General features: G+C 71.8%; 18 protein-coding genes. 11 read left to right on the top strand and 7 right to left on the bottom strand.

The genetic code is table 11. The features are described from left to right. Window positions 1-50 precede the first annotated feature (50 nt). Window positions 51-800: a hypothetical protein gene (locus AB0898_RS04080; RefSeq protein WP_366801234.1), complete on the bottom strand. Its 750-nt coding sequence runs from the start codon at window positions 798-800 to the stop codon at window positions 51-53. 222 nt (window positions 801-1022) lie between these two features. On the opposite strand from AB0898_RS04080, the gene AB0898_RS04075 reads away from it, so the two are divergent. From AB0898_RS04075 to AB0898_RS04065, 3 genes are all read left to right on the top strand, one after another. Beyond that, the gene (locus AB0898_RS04075; protein ID WP_366801374.1) at window positions 1023-2381 is read left to right on the top strand and encodes a tetratricopeptide repeat protein; all 1359 of its coding nucleotides are present in this window, start codon (window positions 1023-1025) and stop codon (window positions 2379-2381) included. 1 nt (window position 2382) lies between these two features. Then, window positions 2383-2931 carry an NUDIX domain-containing protein gene (locus tag AB0898_RS04070; protein WP_366801233.1) on the top strand — a complete coding sequence of 183 codons (549 nt, stop codon included), beginning with the start codon at window positions 2383-2385 and terminating at the stop codon, window positions 2929-2931. A 138-nt stretch (window positions 2932-3069) separates the two neighbouring features. Beyond that, window positions 3070-3273, top strand: coding sequence for a hypothetical protein (locus AB0898_RS04065; protein WP_366801231.1), 204 nt, complete (start codon window positions 3070-3072; stop codon window positions 3271-3273). Between the two features lie 8 nt (window positions 3274-3281). Here AB0898_RS04065 and AB0898_RS04060 read toward each other — a convergent pair whose 3' ends face one another. Then, a complete protein-coding gene (locus AB0898_RS04060; RefSeq protein ID WP_366801230.1) occupies window positions 3282-3893 on the bottom strand; it encodes a TetR/AcrR family transcriptional regulator in 612 nt (203 codons plus the stop codon). A 92-nt stretch (window positions 3894-3985) separates the two neighbouring features. On the opposite strand from AB0898_RS04060, the gene AB0898_RS04055 reads away from it, so the two are divergent. Continuing rightward, a complete protein-coding gene (locus AB0898_RS04055) occupies window positions 3986-4945 on the top strand; it encodes a beta-ketoacyl-ACP synthase III (protein ID WP_366801229.1) in 960 nt (319 codons plus the stop codon). Window positions 4946-5058: 113 nt separating this feature from the next. Here the strand turns inward: AB0898_RS04055 and AB0898_RS04050 are convergent, their stop codons facing one another. Then, a complete protein-coding gene (locus tag AB0898_RS04050; RefSeq protein ID WP_366801373.1) occupies window positions 5059-6114 on the bottom strand; it encodes a family 2 encapsulin nanocompartment cargo protein polyprenyl transferase in 1056 nt (351 codons plus the stop codon). Between the two features lie 440 nt (window positions 6115-6554). Next, window positions 6555-7961: a family 2B encapsulin nanocompartment shell protein gene (locus tag AB0898_RS04045; RefSeq protein WP_366801228.1), complete on the bottom strand. Its 1407-nt coding sequence runs from the start codon at window positions 7959-7961 to the stop codon at window positions 6555-6557. Between the two features lie 334 nt (window positions 7962-8295). On the opposite strand from AB0898_RS04045, the gene AB0898_RS04040 reads away from it, so the two are divergent. Together AB0898_RS04040 and AB0898_RS04035 are read left to right on the top strand one after the other, a co-directional pair. After that, complete coding sequence (locus AB0898_RS04040; RefSeq protein WP_366801227.1) at window positions 8296-8889, top strand: N-acetylmuramoyl-L-alanine amidase; 594 nt, start codon at window positions 8296-8298, stop codon at window positions 8887-8889. Between the two features lie 65 nt (window positions 8890-8954). Beyond that, window positions 8955-9842, top strand: a complete 888-nt coding sequence (locus AB0898_RS04035) for a pyridoxal-phosphate dependent enzyme (RefSeq protein WP_366801226.1) — start codon at window positions 8955-8957, stop codon at window positions 9840-9842. 1 nt (window position 9843) lies between these two features. Here AB0898_RS04035 and AB0898_RS04030 read toward each other — a convergent pair whose 3' ends face one another. After that, a complete protein-coding gene (locus AB0898_RS04030; protein WP_366801225.1) occupies window positions 9844-11439 on the bottom strand; it encodes a Na+/H+ antiporter in 1596 nt (531 codons plus the stop codon). Between the two features lie 62 nt (window positions 11440-11501). Between AB0898_RS04030 and AB0898_RS04025 the strand changes: the two genes are divergently transcribed. From AB0898_RS04025 to AB0898_RS04015, 3 genes are all read left to right on the top strand, one after another. Continuing rightward, entirely contained in the window at window positions 11502-11762 is a 261-nt protein-coding gene (locus AB0898_RS04025) for a UBP-type zinc finger domain-containing protein (protein ID WP_018544440.1), read from the top strand. A 395-nt stretch (window positions 11763-12157) separates the two neighbouring features. After that, on the top strand, window positions 12158-12574 hold the full coding sequence (locus tag AB0898_RS04020; RefSeq protein ID WP_018544439.1) for an anti-sigma regulatory factor: 417 nt from the start codon (window positions 12158-12160) through the stop codon (window positions 12572-12574). Beyond that, a complete protein-coding gene (locus tag AB0898_RS04015; protein WP_366801224.1) occupies window positions 12571-13710 on the top strand; it encodes an RNA polymerase sigma factor SigF in 1140 nt (379 codons plus the stop codon). The genes AB0898_RS04020 and AB0898_RS04015 overlap by 4 nt, the downstream gene beginning before the upstream one ends. A 119-nt stretch (window positions 13711-13829) precedes the next feature. Here the strand turns inward: AB0898_RS04015 and AB0898_RS04010 are convergent, their stop codons facing one another. After that, window positions 13830-14282 (bottom strand): hypothetical protein, encoded by a 453-nt coding sequence (locus AB0898_RS04010; RefSeq protein WP_366801223.1) that lies wholly within the window; start codon window positions 14280-14282, stop codon window positions 13830-13832. A 125-nt stretch (window positions 14283-14407) separates the two neighbouring features. On the opposite strand from AB0898_RS04010, the gene AB0898_RS04005 reads away from it, so the two are divergent. Further along, window positions 14408-15376, top strand: coding sequence for a diacylglycerol kinase family protein (locus AB0898_RS04005; RefSeq protein ID WP_366801222.1), 969 nt, complete (start codon window positions 14408-14410; stop codon window positions 15374-15376). A 327-nt stretch (window positions 15377-15703) separates the two neighbouring features. After that, entirely contained in the window at window positions 15704-15961 is a 258-nt protein-coding gene (locus tag AB0898_RS04000) for a WhiB family transcriptional regulator (protein ID WP_003992873.1), read from the top strand. Between the two features lie 275 nt (window positions 15962-16236). Here AB0898_RS04000 and AB0898_RS03995 read toward each other — a convergent pair whose 3' ends face one another. Continuing rightward, the gene (locus tag AB0898_RS03995; protein WP_366801372.1) at window positions 16237-17703 is read right to left on the bottom strand and encodes a PAS domain-containing sensor histidine kinase; all 1467 of its coding nucleotides are present in this window, start codon (window positions 17701-17703) and stop codon (window positions 16237-16239) included. Window positions 17704-17914 lie beyond the last annotated feature (211 nt).

Raw genomic sequence — 17914 nt, 5'->3', positions numbered from 1 at the left:
GGGGCGGGCGAGGGATACCGGCCCGCCCCGGAGCCTGATCGGGTGGTGGGTTACGCGGCGGGGCTCACACGGTGGGCGTAGACACGCTCGATCCAGCCCGCCTTGAACGCGGCGAGGTCGTCGCGGAAGTTGGCCATCGAGGCGCCGTAGGGCGCGACGACGCCGCCGGTCTGGTCCGGCACGGACTGGCAGCCGTGCACCAGGCGTCCGCCGAGCGCGGCATGGGCCTTGATGGACTCGATCCGGCGGTGCTCGTTGAACCAGCCACCGTGGTAGACCTCGTCGAGCATCCCGCCCATCTCGTCGTCCAGGTCGAAGACGACCGAGGTGGCTGCGGGGAAGAACCAGCACGGGCCGACGTTGGAGATGTGCCCGTCCAGCTCGACCTTGTTGAGCGCCATGAGCGTGGCCGCCTCGCGGAGCATCCGCAGGTGGTCGGCGGTGATCTGCGGCAGGCCGAGGCCGGCGAGGTGCTCGTCGCGGAAGAGGTACGCGTACACCTCGTACGCGGTGGCCAGGACGTGGGCGGCGTCCGAGGTGGACTCGGCGTGGCTCTTGACGAAGTCGAGCGCGAGCTGTTCCACCGCGCTCTCGGTCGTCTCGTCCACGCCGAGGAGTTCGGCCCTGACCAGCTCCCAGTCGGCGACGAGCCACGTGTTCGACTCGAAGCGGAAGAAGTACTCGGCGGGGTCGATCGTGATGCGTCGGCCGTCGACCTGGATGCCGGGCAGGCGGCTCCAGCGCGGGTCGAACGCCTCGGGCAGCTCGACCGTGATGGCCGTGGTGTCGATGGTGGTCACCGTGTCTCCGTCTCTGTTCGGCGGAACCGGGCACAGCGATGCCCGAACCCGATTGAGGTGTACGGAACTTCGAGAAGCCGCCCGGACCAAGGGGAAGCCCAGATCGAGGTCGTGCCGTTCCGGGCGGCTGATGATTAGTGAACCGATGGTCACGCTCAGTGGGTACGGTGGAAGCCTGTTGAAGCGGTATACGCGGTTTACAGCCCCGAAGTGGAGGCGATCGTGGCGGCGCAGAGAGAACCCAACTCCCTCCTGCGTGAAGCCATCGACGCGGCTGGCTGCACCTACGAAGCCCTCTCAAGGGACGTGCGGCGTATCGCCGCCGAGAACGGCGAGATCCTCCAGACCAACAAGTCGGCCATCTCGCACTGGGTGAACGGCATCCGGACGCCCTCGGGCCGGGCAGGCCAGTACCTGGCCGAGGCGCTGTCCCGCCGAACGGAACGTGTGATCACTCAGGCCGAGATCGGCCTGAGTGCCGATGACGCTGCCGGGGAGCCGACGGAAGCCGACCCCGTCCTTGCAGTCACCGACCTGGGCCGCGCCGATGTCGAGCGCCACCGCTTCCTTGCCATCGCGGCCTTCACCGTCGCCGGCGTCACGATGCCGCTCGGCTACGACCACCAGGCCACCGCCCGTATGCTCCGCGTCCGCACCGGCACGTCCGTGGTCGGCCCGGAGGACGTGGATGTCGTACGGCAGATCACCGCGGCCTTCAGCGCGGCCGACGAGCGCCTCGGGGGCGGTCACGGCCTGACCACGGTCGCCGCGTACCTCGCCGACACCGCCGCCCCCATGCTTCGGAGCCGATTCCCCAGCGAAGCCTTACGTCGGACCGCGTTCGGAGCGGTCGCCGAACTCGCTTACCTCGCGGGATGGAAGCACCACGACCTGGGTCAAGAGGGCGCCGCCCAGCGCTACTACCAGGTTGGCTACCAACTCGCCTGCGAAGCCGACCCCCACGGCCACGCCGCCTGGATGATGCGCGCCCTCGCCCACCAGGCCCTGAGCCTCAAACAGCCTCACCACTGCGTCGACTTGGTCGAGGGAGCGCTGCGACGCGGCCTCGGCCATGTCGACAGCCAGACCGAGGCCCTGCTCCACATCACCCACGCCCGCGCGTACGCGGCCGTCAACGAGCGCCCCTTGGCCGCGCGTGCTCTCCTCGCCGCCCAAGACGCGCTCCTACGGGATTGCGGCCCTCAGCCCGGCTATTCACGCGTGAGCGGCCCCGCCATCGGCACCGTGGCAAGTCATACCGCCCGCACGCTCACCGACCTCGCCGACCATAAGGGAACCGAGCAGCAACACCGGGACGCCCTGGTCCGCTGGGACCCGGAGAAGTACAAACGCGTCCACGCCCTCACTCACGCCGACCTCGGCGACAGCCTCGCCGCGCAGGCCCGCGCCGACGAAGCGGTCGCCGCATGGTCCCAAGCCCTGGCCCTCATGGCGGGCATGACCTCCGAACGGACTCGGAAGGCGATCACCTCAATCCGCTCCACCCTCGCGGTCTACCAACGCCGCCGCGTTCCCGGCGCCGCCGATCTCGCTCACCGAGCCCGCGAGGCCCTCGCCTAACATGCCCAACAACCCGCCTGACGAAGGGATGACCGTGGTTCAGCCGACAACCGACGCTCAGCCGAAGGCCCTCAAGCCGGCGTTCGGATCCATGACCCTGCTCGTCGCGGCCGTCATCGTCCACGACAAGGCCGCCAACCGCGTCGTCCTCCTCCAGCGCGGCGAGAACGCCAAGTTCGCCCAGGGCATGTGGGACCTCCCGGTCGGCAAGAGCGAGCCGGGCGAGCCCATCACGGAGACGGCGGTCCGCGAGCTCTACGAAGAGACCGGCCTCACCGTGAAGCCCGAGTCCCTCAAGGTCGCCCACATCATCCACGGGGCGTGGGGCGTGGAGGCGCCCAACGGCTTCCTCACGGTCGTTTTCGCCGCCCACGAATGGGCCGGCGAACCCGAGAACCGCGAACCGCGCAAGCACGGCCAAGTCCGGTGGGTCGACGCCGATGCGCTGCCCGAAGAGTTCGTGGACACCACGGCCGGTGCCCTCCGTCGGTATCTCGCGGGAGGCCCGCAGGTCTCGCTCGGTGGTTGGGGGGAAGCCCTCGGCGGCTGACCGGGGGGCGTCAGACCCTTGCGGCATTCTCTCCGGCATGGACGAAGACGCCTTCTGGCAGCTGATCGAAGCGTGCAGGCCCGCTGTGCCGGACCCGGAGGGTGAGGGGCTGGCCGCGGCGCTGGTGGGGCGGCGGTCGTGGCGGCGGGCCGGGAGGAGTACCGGAGGGTTCTTCGGGATCCGCGGCTGTTCGGGCCGTACGTCGAGGACCTCGTCTGGGCGGAGGCGCTGCTCTACGTGCCCGACAGCGCGTACGAGCACCTCACCGGCGTCGACTGGGACCGCGGCACCCGCTACAGCTACGAGTCGTACTCCAACACCGCCGGCTGGGCCGGCGCGTAGGCGCGCGTTCAGGCGCGGGGGCCCAGCAGCCGGTCCAGTGCCCGGCGGGTCCGGGTGCCCGCCGCCGGGTGGGCGAAGAGCTGTATCTCCTGGTTGAGGGCGAGGTAGAGGCCGATCAGTTCGTAGACGAGCTGGTCGGGGTCGGTGTCCGGGGGGAGGTCGCCGGAGGCCGTCGCCGCGCGGATCTCCGTGGCGAGGCGGCGGCGCCAGAGGAGGGAGAGGCGGGCGACGGTGTTGCGGACGGGCCCGGTGCGGGCGTCGAACTCGACCGAGGCCGTGGTGAAGAAGCAGCCGCCGGGGAAGATGTCGCGGGCGGTTTCGAGGTAGGTGATCCAGGCCTCGCAGATCGTGCGGAGGCGGAGCAGGCCCGGGGGCTCGGCGGCGGCGGGTTCCCAGACCAGGCGGGAGAACTCCGCGGCCGCGCCCTCCAAGGTCGCCAGCTGGAGGGCTTCCTTCGTGCCGAAGTGGCCGAGCACGCCCGCCTTGCTCATCGACAGGTCGGCGGCGAGGCGGCCGATGGTGAGCCCTTCGAGGCCGTCGACCGAGGCGAGGGCGATACCGCGCTGAACGATGCGCTGCCGGGTGCGGCGGGCTTCGGCGGCGGACTTGCGAGGGCTCATGACAGCCATCGTAGCGAGCCGCCCCCATTTAACTTCCGATCGGTCGGTTGCTATATTCCGTCGTCATCGACGCCGAGCCGAGGAGATCACCTGTGCCCGTCACCGCCGCGCCGGGAAGCCGCATCACCGCGCTGGGTCACCACCAGCCCGCACGCGTCCTGACCAACGACGACCTGGCCACCATGGTCGACACGAACGACGAGTGGATCCGGCGCCGTACCGGCATCGCCACCCGCCGCATCGCCGCCGAGGACGAGTCGGTGACCGACATGGCCACCGCCGCCGCGAGCAACGCGCTGGCCGCGTCGGGACTCCAGCCGGCCGACATCGGGATGATCACCGTGGCGACGTGCAGCGCGATCGACCGGTGCCCCTCCATCGCCGCCCAGGTCGCCGGGCGGCTCGGACTGCCCTCCCCCGTCGCCTTCGACCTCAACAACGGCTGCGCCGGGTTCTGCACCGCGCTCGCCTGCGCCGACCACTCCCTGCGCGCGGGCGCCGCCAGGAACGCCCTGGTCATCGGCGTCGAGAAGATGTCCGACGTCACCGACTGGACCGACCGCCGCACCTGCGTCCTGCTCGGGGACGGCGCGGGCGCCGCCGTGCTGAGCGTCGCCGAGGAGGCCGGCATCGGGCCGGTCACCTGGGGCTCCGACCCCACGCGGGGCGACGCCGTACGGCTGACCGGCGACTGGCACCCGCGCTTCGCCCAGGACGGCCAGACCGTCTTCCGCTGGGCCACGACCGAACTCCCCGCCATCGCCCGCGAGGCCTGCGCGCGGTCCGGGATCGCCCTGTCCGACCTGGCCGGTGTGGTCACCCATCAGGCGAACCTGCGGATCATCGACGCCGTCCTGCGCCAACTCGGCCTGCCCGACAGCGTGGTGATCGCCCAGGACGTCGTGGAGTCCGGCAACACGTCCGCCGCCTCCGTGCCGCTCGCCCTGTCCAAGCTCACCGAGCGCGGTGAACTCCCGAGCGGCGGCCCGGTGTTGCTGCTCGCGTTCGGCGGCGGGCTGTCCTGGGCCGGACAGGTCGTCACCTGCCCGTAAGTACGGCACCGGTACGACACCTGAGCCGCGGATACGGCACCGGAGCCCCCGACGACCGTGCGGGGTCAGGGGCCGCACGGGCTCGGGGGCTCCGGAGCAGGGGGACGGAGGGGTCAGCTGGTCCGGCGGGTCACGAATTCCGCCAGGGCCAGCAGGCCGCCCGCCGTCTCCGGGGTGGGTACGGCGCGGGACAGCTCCTGCACGGCGCGCGCCATGCGGTCGGCGGCCTCGGCCTGGGCCCAGTCGCGGCCGCCCGCCTGTTCCACGGCCAGGGCCGTACGGGCGATCTCGCCGTCGTCGTCGGCGTACGGGCGGGCGTACAGCGTGGCCAGTTCGGCGGCCGCCGGGGTGCCCGAGGTGAGCGCGGCGACGACCGGCAGGGACTTCTTGCGGACGACGAGATCCGCGCCGGCCGGCTTGCCGGTACGCCTCGGGTCGCCCCATATGCCGATCACGTCGTCGATCAGCTGGAAGGCGAGGCCCGCCTGCCGGCCGAAGCCGTCCAGCGCCGCCACCTCGGCGGGGTCCGCGCCCGCGTACAGCGCGCCGAGGGCGCAGGCGCAGCCGAGCAGGGCGCCGGTCTTCGCCTCGGCCATGGTGAGCACCTCGGCCAACCCGACCTCGGTGGGCGCGCGTTGCTCCAGGGCCGTGTCCGTGTGCTGGCCCGCGCACAGTTCGATGACGCACTCCGCGAGGCGGGCCGCCGCCGGTCCGGCCGCCGGGTGCGGGTCGTCGGCGAGCAGGCGCAGGGCGAGGGCCTGGAGGGCGTCCCCGGCGAGGATCGCGTCGGCGTCGCCGAAGACGGTCCAAGCGGTGGGGCGGTGCCGGCGGGTGGTGTCGCGGTCCATCACGTCGTCGTGCAACAGCGTGAAGTTGTGGACCAGTTCGACCGCCGCGGCGGCTCGCACCGCCGCCTCCCGGGCGGACGGGCCGCCCAGCGCGGACGCCGCCGCGAGGACGAGGGCGGGGCGGATCGCCTTGCCCGCGTTGCCCGCCGCCGGGCTGCCGTCCGCGTGCTGCCAGCCGAAGTGGTAGAGCGCGATACGGCGCAGGGGCGCGGGCAGCGACTCGATCGCGGCGCGCAGCTCCGGGTCCACCAGCTCCCGGGTCCGCTCCAGCAGAACGGTCGCCTCCTGCCCGTCCGCCGCGCCGGCCTCCTCCTCCGCCACCCCCGGCCCGCCGGCCGACCTGGCGGCCTCCGCCGCACCCGGCCCGCCGACCTCCGTCGCACCCGTCCCCCCAGGCGACGCGGCGACTTCCGCCGCCTCCCGCCCGTCAAGGAATCCGGCGCCCTCCGCCGCTCCCCGCTCATCGAGCGTCCCGGCATCCCCCGCCGGCCCCCGCCCGTCGAGCGCCCCGGTGTCCTCGACCGGCTCCCGCTGTCCCGGCGGGCGCGGCGGCGTGACCGCACTCCCCGCGCCCGCCCTCCCCGTACCGGCCCTCCTCGTGCCCGGCGGACGCTGCTCCGCCTGTGTCATGAACTCGGTCATGGCTCCCCCTCCCGACGTGCGAACGCGTGACCCCGTCCGGCACGGCGCCGGGCGGGCCCTCCCCCCCGAAGGGGTTCCCGCCCGGCGGGGCGGGAACCCGGGAGCGCGGTGGCGCGAGGTCACCGCCACCGGCCGATCTCGACGTTCTCCAGTACGCCGAGCGCGTCCGGCACCAGGACGGCCGCCGAGTAGTAGGCGGTGACCAGGTAGTTGATGACGGCCTGCTCGTTGATGCCCATGAAGCGGACGGACAGGCTCGGCTCGATCTCGTCCGGGATGCCGGACTGGCGCAGGCCGATGACACCCTGCTCGGCCTCGCCGGTGCGCAGGGCGATGATCGAGGTCGTACGGGCCTCGGTGACCGGGATCTTGTTGCACGGGTAGATCGGCACACCGCGCCAGGTGGGGATGCGGTTGCCGCCGACGTCGATGGTCTCCGGGACCAGTCCGCGCTTGTTCAGCTCGCGTCCGATCGCGGCGATGGCGCGCGGGTGGGCGAGCAGGAACTTGGTTCCCCGGCGGCGGCTGAGCAGCTCGTCCAAGTCGTCCGGGCCGGGGACGCCGTCGTGCGGCTGGATGCGCTGGTCGTACTCGCAGGCGTGCAGGAGGCCGAACTCCCGGTTGTTGACCAGCTCGTGCTCCTGGCGCTCCTTCAGCGCCTCGACCGTGAGCCGCAGCTGCTGCTCGGTCTGGTTCATCGGCTGGTTGTAGAGGTCGGCGACGCGGGTGTGGATGCGCAGCACGGTCTGGGCGATGCTGAGTTCGTACTCGCGCGGGCGGGCCTCGTAGTCCACGAAGGTGTGCGGGATGTCCGGCTCGCCGGAGTGGCCGGCGGCGAGCGCGACCTCCTTCTCGCCGTACTTGTTGGTCCGCTGGTCCGGGATCGCGCGCAGCTGCTGGAGGTGGCCGCGCAGCGAGTCGGCGCGCTCGGCGACCTGCTCGAAGTCCTGGCGGGTGAGGATGAGCACCGTGCAGGCGGTGTCCGCGCGGGCGGTGTACTCCCAGATGGCGTCCGGGTCGAGCAGGGACTGCTCGCCGAAGTAGGCGCCGTCGGCGAGGACGCCGAGCACCGCGTCGTCGCCGTACGGGCCCGTGCCGATCTTCTCGACCCTGCCGTGGGCCAGCAGATACACCTCGTCGGACTGGCTGCCGAAGGAGGCGATCACCTCGCCGGGCGCGAAGTCCCGCTGGCGGCAGCGGCGGGCCAGCTCGGTCAGCACCTCCTCGTCCTCGTAGTCGCGCAGGGCGGGCAGCTCACCCAGCTCGGCCGGGATGACCTCGACCTGGTCGCCCGTCTTCACGAAGGTGACGCGGCCGTCCCCGACGGTGTACGTCAGCCGCCGGTTGACCCGGTACGCCCCGCCCTTCACGTCGACCCAGGGCAGACCGCGCAGCAGCCAGCGGGAGCTGATCTCCTGCATCTGCGGTGCGGACTTGGTGGTGGTGGCCAGGTTCCGCGCCGCGGCCGTGCCGAGAGACTGCTGCGGCTTGGCCTGCTCCGTGCGGACCTCTTCGCCTACCGACATAAGGAAATGCCCTCCCATGTATGCCCGGTGCCCGATCTCGCGGGGCGCCGGTCCCGGGACCGAGCTTTCCATCACGGAGTGTGCCCGCGCCATTACCCGAAAGAAGGGGAATGGATCATGCGACTTCTGGGCAAATGGAGCGACTTTGTCCAGCTCGCGGGTCGGCCGGCAGCCGGGCCGCGCCGGTTCTCCCCCGCCGCCGCACCAACGTGTCCGGATCGGCTCGCACACCGTGCGAACGATGTGCTCCCGACCCCGGACATCGGTAGAAGCACCGATAAGAACGGGCCGTTTCCCGCGGCCCCGTACGGCACGGAGCACGAAGGAGGCGGTCATGTCCTCACCCATGTCCGCGAGCGCGTTTCTGGACGCCCTCAAGCGGGAGGGGCTCACGGTCGTCGGCGTCGACGGCTGGCGGCACCACAGCCGCAACCACAAGGGGCCGTGGGGCCCGGTCCACGGCGTGGTGATCCACCACACCGCGACCAGCGGCAGCGAACGCACCGTGGAGCTGTGCCGCACCGGCCACGACGACCTGCCCGGACCGCTCTGCCACGGCGTCATCACCAAGGACGGCAAGGTCCACCTGGTCGGCTACGGCCGTACGAACCACGCGGGCCTCGGCGACGACGACGTGCTGCGCGCGGTGATCGCGGAGAAGGGGCTGCCGCCGGACAACGAGGCGAACACCGACGGCAACCGGTACTTCTACGGCTTCGAGTGCGAGAACCTCGGCGACGGGAAGGACCCCTGGCCGGAGGACCAGCTGGACGCGATCGTGCGGGCCGCCGCGGCCGTCTGCCGCCATCACGGCTGGACGGAACGGTCGGTCATCGGCCACCTGGAGTGGCAGCCGGGCAAGGTGGACCCGCGCGGCTTCACGATGAAGTGGCTGCGGGCGCGGATCAAGGAGCAGCTGAAGGGCTGACCGGCCGGCGGCCACCGGGGGCGGCCCCGGCCGCCGCGCGGCCCGTCCCGCGCGACAATGACCCCGTGACCCTCGCCCCCGCCCTGCCCTCCCCCCTCGCAGAGATCCAGGACAACCGTTTCTCCCGGCATGGCGTACGCCTCCTGCTCAAGCGGGACGACCTGATCCACCCGGAGTTGACCGGCAACAAGTGGCGCAAGCTGATGCCGAACGTCGAGGCGGCGGGCGGCCGGGAGCTGGTCACCTTCGGCGGGGCCTACTCCAACCATCTGCGGGCCACCGCGGCGGCGGGCCGGCTGCTCGGCTTCGCCACGACCGGGGTGGTGCGCGGCCAGGAGCTGGCGGACCGCCCGCTCAACCCCTCGCTGGCGCGCTGCGCGGCCGACGGGATGCGGCTGCGCTTCGTGGACAGGACGTCGTACCGCCGCAAGGACGAGCCGGAGACCCTGGCGGCGATCCTGCGCGCGGCGGGCGCCGAGGGGGCGTACGTCGTCCCGGAGGGCGGCAGCAACGCCGAGGCGGTACGCGGCTGCGAGGCGCTCGGCGCGGAGCTGCGCGGCAAGGCCGACGTGGTCGCGGTGGCCTGCGGTACGGGCGGCACGCTGGCCGGGCTGGCGGCGGGGCTCGCGCCAGGCCAGCGGGCGCTCGGCATCCCGGTGCTCAAAGGCGGCTTCATGGAGGAGGAGATACGCGCCCTCCAGGAGCGCGCGTACGGCGCCCGCAGGGGCTCCTGGTCGCTGGACGACCGCTTCCACTGCGGCGGTTACGCGCGGACGACACCGGAGCTGGAGGCGTTCGCCGAGGAGTTCGAGAGGCTCCATGGACTGCCCGTGGAGCGGCTGTATGTCGCCAAGTTGCTGTTCGCGCTCACCACGCTCGCCGAGGAGGGCGCCTTCCCGCGCGGGACGACGGTCGCGGCGGTGATCACCGGGCGCCCCCTGGAGAACCAGTGACCTACCCCGCCTCCCGGTAGGCCGCCGCCTCCTCCAGGTCGAGCCGGCGCAGCAGCGCCCGCAGCATCTCGTCGTCGATGTAGCGGTGGTCGCGCAGCCGGACGAAGACCTCGCGCTCGGCGCTGATCATCTCGCGGGAGAGCCTGCGGTAGGTGTCGTCGACGGATTCGCCGGTGACCGGGTTGACCTGGCCGAGCCGTTCCCAGACGGCGTTGCGGCGGCGCTCCAGGACGGCGCGCAGCCGGTCGGCGAGCGGGGCGGGCAGGGTGTTGCGCTCGTCGGACAGGAGGGCGTCGAGCCGGGACTCGGCGGCGAGCGACGCCTGCGCCTGGGCGTTGGCCTCGGCCAGGGTCTCGGCCTGCTGGTCGCGCCCGGGGAACTTCAGGAGGCGGATCAGCGGCGGCAGCGACAGCCCCTGGATGACGAGGGTGCCGATGACGGTCGTGAAGGTGAGGAAGAGGATCAGGTTGCGCTGCGGGAAGGGCTCGCCGCCATGGACGGTGACCGGGATGGAGAAGGCGATGGCGAGCGAGACCACACCGCGCATCCCGGCCCAGCCGGTGACCAGGACGCCGCGCCAGGTGGGGTTCTCCTCACGGGTGCGTACGCGCGCGGAGAGGGCGCGGGGCAGGAAGGCCGCCGGGTAGACCCAGATGAACCGGGCCAGGACGACGACCGCGAAGAGGGCGACGGCGTATCCGGCGGCGGCCGCGGCCTCGTACGCGCCGAGTCCCCTGAGGACGCCGTGCAGCTGGAGTCCGATCAGGGCGAAGACGGCGGACTCCAGGATGAAGGCGACCATCTTCCACACGGCCTCCTCCTGGAGGCGGGTGGCGAAGTCGACCTCCCACGCGCGGTGGCCGAGATAGAGCGCGACGACCACGACCGCGAGCACCCCGGAGGCGTGCAGCTGCTCGGCGACGCCGTAGGCGACGAAGGGGATGAGCAGGGAGAGCGTGTTCTGGAGGAGGGGTTCCTTCAGATGGGTGCGCAGCCAGTGCAGCGGGGCCATGAGGACCAGGCCGACGCCGACCCCGCCGACGGCGGCGAGCAGGAACTCCTCCACCCCGCCGGACCAGGTGGCGCCCTCCCCGATGGCGGCGGCGAGGGCCACCTTGTAGGCGGTGATGGCGGTGGCGTCGTTCAGCAGGGACTCGCCCTGGAGAATCGTGGTGATCCGGGACGGCAGGCCGACCCGGCGGGCGACGGCGGTGGCCGCGACCGCGTCGGGCGGCGCCACGACCGCGCCGAGGACCAGGGCGGCGGTCAGCGGCAGCCCGGGGACGATCAGATGCGCGGCCCAGCCGACGGCCACGGTCGCGAAGAGGACGTAGCCGACCGAGAGCAGGGCGACCGGCCGTACCTGGGCGCGCAGGTCCAGGTAGGAGCTGTCGGTCGCGGAGGTGTACAGCAGCGGGGGCAGCAGCAGCGGCAGGACGACCTCGGGTTCGAGGGTGTAGTCGGGCACCCCGGGGATGTACGAGGCGGCGAGGCCGACGGCGACCAGCAGCAGCGGTGCCGGTACGGGGGTGCGCCGGGCCGCGCCGGCGACCGCGGCGCTGCCCGCCACCAGCAACAGCAGCGGCAACACGTCCATGGTCCTCGCCCGCCCTCGTTTTTCCGCGCGGTCATCCGCGCACCCGACGTAATCTGGCAATCATGAAACAGTGCACGCACGTCGACGCGCTGCCGCTCCCGGAACCCGGACCGCTCAGCGAGACGTGCCTGGAGTGCCTGGCGGACGGGACGGACCCGGTGCAGCTGCGGATCTGCCTGACCTGTGGCCACATCGGCTGCTGCGACTCCTCGCCGAACCGGCACGCGACCAAGCACCACGCGGACTCGGGTCATCCCGTGATGCGCACCTACGAACCGGGCGAGGACTGGCGGTGGTGCTTCGTCGATCATGTACTCGTATGACGACCGGCCCGTACGGTCACGCGCTCGTGCGATCACGCACTCATGCGGCCACACGCTCGTACGATCATGTGCCCGCGCGGGCATGTGCTCGCGGCGATGTACCCGTGACCATGCGTTTCGTGATGTGGCCGCGTGTGTGAGAGCCGCCCCCGCCTCGGACGGTTCGACCGCCCGACGCCTGGGTACGTCAACCCGGCGCGCGCTCTTCCCATTTGGACCCGCAAACCCCCTAGACACGGAGCGTATTCAGAGTTTTACTGTGAGTGACGCCAGGGGGTCGGGGTCATGGGGACAGGAACGTTCCGGGCGCGATAGCGTCACCGCGGAACCACCAACGCGTTACGCCGGGGGGCGACCCTCGGCCCCGTAAAGCTTGTACCACCATGGAGGTGAGGGTGTCCCAGATCGCAGGCGAGCCCACGGCGAACCAGGACTTCGTGGAAGTCCGTCTGCCGGCCGCGGGTGCCTACCTGTCGGTGCTGCGGACGGCCACGGCCGGTCTCGCGGCCCGTTTGGACTTCACCCTGGACGAGATCGAGGACCTGCGCATCGCGGTCGACGAGGCCTGCGCGATCCTCCTGCAGCAGGCCGTGCCGGGGTCCGTGCTGAGCTGTGTCTTCCGGCTCGTCGACGACTCGCTGGAAGTCACGGTGTCGGCGCCGACGACGGACGGCCACGCCCCGTCACGGGACACGTTCGCCTGGACCGTTCTCTCGGCTCTGGCGGGCAAGGTCTCGTCCGCCGTGGACGAGGACCGAACCGTGTCGATCAGCCTGTACAAACAACGCGGCGCGGGCCCCGGCCCGGCGTGAGGAACGGGGACGGTCCGGTGCGGGACGAAGAGCGCGGCACAAAGCGGCTGCCGGCCGGGGAGACGGGTGCTCCCCGCCCGGACGAGGCCGGGAACCCGAGGCAGAGCCCGGCGGACGTACCCCGGCACATGGCCGACGGCATCGACGGCATTCCCGAGCAGGCCAGACCCCACCCGGAGGACGACTCCGCGCGGGCCGTCGGCGAGGGGACCGTGCGGAGCGCGCCCTTGGGGCAGCGCGGCAGCGGCGGCACCGCCGCCCGCGCCGGGGCGAGGGCTCGGGGAAGGGCGACGGGCGGGACGATGAGCGAGCACGAGCGACACGCCGAGGACGCGGCGCCGGGCGGCACGACGGAGGCCGTACGCGCGGCACCGCACGACCCGCACGACCGCAGCGGCGCCCGTGCGCTCTTCATCGAGCTGCGCGGCCTGAAGGACGGCACCCCGGAGTACGCGGAACTGCGCAACCGGCTGGTCCGGATGCATCTGCCGCTCGTCGAGCACCTGGCGCGCCGCTTCCGCAACCGCGGCGAGCCGCTGGACGACCTCACCCAGGTCGCCACCATCGGCCTGATCAAGTCCGTGGACCGGTTCGACCCGGAGCGCGGCGTCGAGTTCTCCACGTACGCCACCCCGACGGTCGTCGGCGAGATCAAGCGGCACTTCCGGGACAAGGGCTGGGCGGTCCGGGTGCCGCGCCGCCTCCAGGAGCTGCGGCTCGCGCTGACCACGGCGACCGCGGAGCTGTCCCAGCTGCACGGCCGCTCCCCCACGGTGCACGAGCTGGCCGAGAAGCTGGCCATCTCCGAGGAGGAGGTCCTGGAGGGCCTGGAGTCGGCCAACGCCTACTCCACGCTGTCCCTGGACGTCCCCGACACCGACGACGAGTCCCCGGCGGTCGCGGACACGCTCGGCGCCGAGGACGAGGCGCTGGAGGGCGTGGAGTACCGGGAGTCGCTCAAGCCGCTCCTGGAGGACCTGCCGCCCCGGGAGAAGCGCATCCTGCTGCTCCGCTTCTTCGGGAACATGACCCAGTCGCAGATCGCGCAGGAGGTCGGCATCTCGCAGATGCACGTCTCGCGGCTGCTGGCCCGCACGCTGGCGCAGCTGCGGGAGAAGCTGCTGGTGGAGGAGTAGCCCTCCGGGAAACGCCGACAGCAAGCGCCCGCAGGAAACGTCCGCAGGGAAACGTCCGCAGGAAACACGAAGCCCCCGCCGAGGCGGGGGCTTCGCGCGTACGGCCGCAGGGGCGGGCCTCAGCCCGCGCGGCCCGGCCCCTTGATGCCGAGGGCCTGGGCCGTGGCCGGGTTGACCAGGAGGACCAGGGAGGCCACGGCCACCGCCGCGAGGACGATGCCGGCCGGGATGGCCATGCTGTCGGCCTTGAGCAGGTTGTAGGCGACCGGCAGGGCCAGGATCTGGGTGATGACGGCGGGGCCCCGGCTCCAGCGGCGCATGAGGAACAGTCCCCGCGCGGCCAGCAGCGGCAGCAGCGCGAGCACCGCCAGCGTGATCCCGCCGGTGACGGCCTGCTGCCGGTCGTCCGGGGTGCCGGTGAGGCCGAGCACCAGGATCCACACGGCCGCGATCACCAGTCCGGCGCCCTCCACGGCGGCCAGCGCGGCCGCCCAGGTCAGCCGGCGCGGGCGGGGTCCGGGGGCGGCCGTGTCCCCGGCGGTCTCCGGGGCGGAAGTCTGCTCACTGCTCACCCGAGAAGGGTAGCCCCGTGCCCGAGGGGCGCCGGGCGGTGCGTGGCGAGGCTCACGCCGTCTTCTCTTACCCGATCCTCAACTCGCCCTGGGCCCGATACCCCCCAGTAGGTACGCTGCCAGTCATGCGTGCACTTCTCGTGGTCAATCCGGCGGCAACCACCACCAGCGCACGCAGACGCGATGTGCTGATCCACGCGCTGGCGAGCGAGATGAAGCTGGAGGCGGTCACCACCGAGTACCGCGGCCACGCGCGCGATCTGGCCCGGTCGGCTGCGGAGAGTGACGACGTCGACATGGTCGTGGCCCTCGGCGGCGACGGCACGGTGAACGAGGTGGTCAACGGCCTGCTGCACGCCGGTCCCGACCTGGAGCGGCTGCCCGGCCTGGCCGTGGTGCCCGGCGGTTCCACCAATGTCTTCGCCCGCGCGCTCGGGCTGCCCAACGATCCGGTCGAGGCGACCGGCGCCCTGCTCGACGCGCTGCGCGAGCGCCGGGAGCGGGTGGTCGGGCTCGGTCTGACCTCCGGGACGCCGGGCACGGCCGACGAGGCGGTGCCGGACCGCTGGTTCACCTTCAACGCCGGGCTCGGCTTCGACGCGGGCGTGGTCGGCCGGGTCGAGCGGGAGCGGGAGCGCGGCCGGAAGTCCACGCACGCCCTTTACGTGCGCCAGGTGGTACGGCAGTTCCTCGGTGAGCCCAACCGCCGGCACGGCACGATCGAGCTGGAGCGGCCGGGCGCGGACCCGGTGACGGACCTGGTTGTCGCCATAGTCTCGAACACGTCCCCCTGGACCTATCTCGGCAATCGCCCGATGTACACGTCGCCTAAGGCGTCGTTCGATAAAGGCCTCGACGTACTCGGCCTAAGTCGCTTGTCCACAGCCGCCGTTGCCCGGTATGCGACCCAGTTGCTCACTTCGTCCCCCGAGCGTGGACCCCAGGGAAGACACGCTTTTTCCCTGCACGATCTGGACCGCTTCACCTTGCATTCGAAGGTCCCTCTGCCCCTTCAGATGGACGGTGACCACCTGGGGCTGCGGACCAGCGTGACGTTCACAGGCGTTCGCCGTGCACTGCGTGTGATTGTGTGAGCGGAACAGGCAAAAGTCCTTTCACTCGAACGTTTAGGCCAGGGTCCACCCCATGGAAGTACGGCTGTGACCTAGTCGACACCGAGGAATCAAAAAAAATCTTCCGGAAGGGGTTGTATCCGCCGCCGAGGTTTGCGAGTCTCTACGTGGCGGTCGGGACAGCCCGCGACATCGGCGTCCACTGATCACCGATCTCCCTTCAATCACAGGACCACACCGGGACAACTCGGCAGTCGGCCCTTCACTTGTTGGGGGACTCGTGAAAGCGTTCACATTCACAAGCAACTTGCACGTAATACCTGCACGTACCAAGGAGAGGTAGCAGCCATGGACTGGCGTCACAACGCCGTTTGCCGCGAGGAAGACCCCGAGCTCTTCTTCCCCATCGGCAACACCGGTCCTGCGCTGCTGCAGATCGAGGAAGCCAAGGCCGTCTGCCGTCGCTGCCCCGTTATCGAGCAGTGTCTGCAGTGGGCGCTCGAGTCCGGTCAGGACTCCGGCGTCTGGGGTGGTCTCAGCGAGGACGAGCGCCGCGCCATGAAGCGCCGCGCCGCCCGCAACCGGGCTCGTCAGGCCTCCGCCTGACACTCCCACCCCTGCTGACAGCCTGAGCTTGGCGGCGCGCACACCACGTGCGCTTCTCCCGCCCCCGAGCCGCAGCGCGCAGTTCCCCGATGCTCCTCCAGGTCCCGGCTCCGGCCGGGCGGGGGGTGCCCCCACCGAGGGGCAGCAGCAACGAGCACCAGCCTCGGACCACCCAGTGGTCCGGGGCTTTTCGCTGTCCCGCGCCAAGTCGGGCCGCGCCGGGCGGAGATGGACGGGCCGGACGAACGGGCCGGAGAACCCCGGCCCGTGCTCCCCTACCGCTGCGGCCGCACCGGGATGTCCAGGATCACCCGCGTCCCGCGCTCAGGGCCCGGCACCATGTCGAAGGTGCCGCACAACTCGCCCTCCACCAGCGTCCGTACGATCTGGAGGCCGAGGTTGCCCGCGGTGCGCGGGTCGAAGCCCTCGGGGAGGCCCACGCCGTCGTCCTGGACGGTGACGAGGAGGCGGCCCTCCTTGGTGGTGCCGCCGCGGACCGCGGAGACCTCGACGGTTCCGGTGTCGCCCTCGCGGAAGCCGTGCTCCAGGGCGTTCTGCAGGATCTCGGTGAGGACCATCGACAGCGGGGTGGCCACCTCGGCGTCGAGCACGCCGAAGCGTCCGCTGCGCCGGCCCGTGACGCGGCCGGGCGAGATCTCGGCGACCATGGCGAGCACGCGGTCGGCGATCTCGTCGAACTCCACGCGCTCGTCCAGGTTCTGGGAGAGCGTCTCGTGCACGATGGCGATCGAGCCGACCCGGCGTACCGCCTCCTCCAGGGCTTCCCGGCCGCGCTCGGAGTCGATGCGCCGGGCCTGGAGCCGCAACAGGGCGGCCACGGTCTGGAGGTTGTTCTTCACCCGGTGGTGGATCTCCCGGATGGTCGCGTCCTTGGTGATCAATTCCCGTTCGCGGCGCCGCAGTTCGGTCACGTCGCGGCAGAGCACCAGGGAACCGATGCGGGTGCCCTTGGGCTTGAGCGGGATCGTCCGGAACTGGATGACCCCGTCGTGGGCCTCGATCTCGAACTCGCGGGGCGCCCAGCCGCTGGCCACCTTGGCCAGCGCCTCGTCCACCGGGCCCCGGGTGGGGGCGAGTTCGGCGGTGGTGGTGCCGAGGTGGTGGCCGACGAGGTCGGCGGCGAGGCCGAGGCGGTGGTACGCGGAGAGCGCGTTCGGGGAGGCGTACTGGACGATGCCGTCCGCGTCCACCCGGATCAGGCCGTCGCCCGCGCGGGGGGACGCGTCCATGTCCACGTGCTGGTCGGGGAAGGGGAAGGTGCCGGCCGCGATCATCTGCGCGAGGTCGGAGGCGCTCTGGAGGTAGGTCAGCTCCAGACGGCTCGGGGTGCGCACGGTGAGCAGGTTGGTGTTGCGGGCGATCACCCCGAGGACGCGGCCGTTGCGGCGCACGGGGATGGACTCGACCCGTACGGGGACCTCCTCGCGCCACTCGGGGTCGCCCTCGCGCACGATGCGGCCCTCGTCCAGCGCCGCGTCCAGCAGGGGGCGCCGGCCGCGCGGCACGAGGTGGCCGACCATGTCGTCCTGGTAGGAGGTCGGGCCGGTGTTGGGGCGCATTTGCGCCACCGAGACGTACCGGGTGCCGTCCTCGGTGGGCACCCACAGGACCAGGTCGGCGAAGGAGAGGTCGGAGAGCAGCTGCCACTCCGATACCAGCAGGTGAAGCCACTCGAGGTCGGAGTCGCCGAGGGCGGTGTGCTGGCGGACCAGTTCGTTCATGGAGGGCACGAGTGCGAGCGTACCGGGGCACTCGGACCGGCCGGAAAACACCCGCGGGCCGCGGCGCCTGAGAGGGACCCTCAACCCTCCCGGCACCGCAGCCCGGAGCATCATCGGCCGTGGGGTGTGCGGTCCCGGTCGGCCGAAGGCCGAGGAGCCGGGGCAGTCAGGGCAGAGAGCACCGGTTCCTCGATCCGTCCTCCTGTGCGGG

The sequence above is a fragment of the Streptomyces sp. NPDC005435 genome (genome assembly GCF_040703155.1).
In the GTDB taxonomy this organism is placed as follows: domain Bacteria; phylum Actinomycetota; class Actinomycetes; order Streptomycetales; family Streptomycetaceae; genus Streptomyces.
This window is presented reverse-complemented; position numbering and strand designations above follow the sequence as displayed.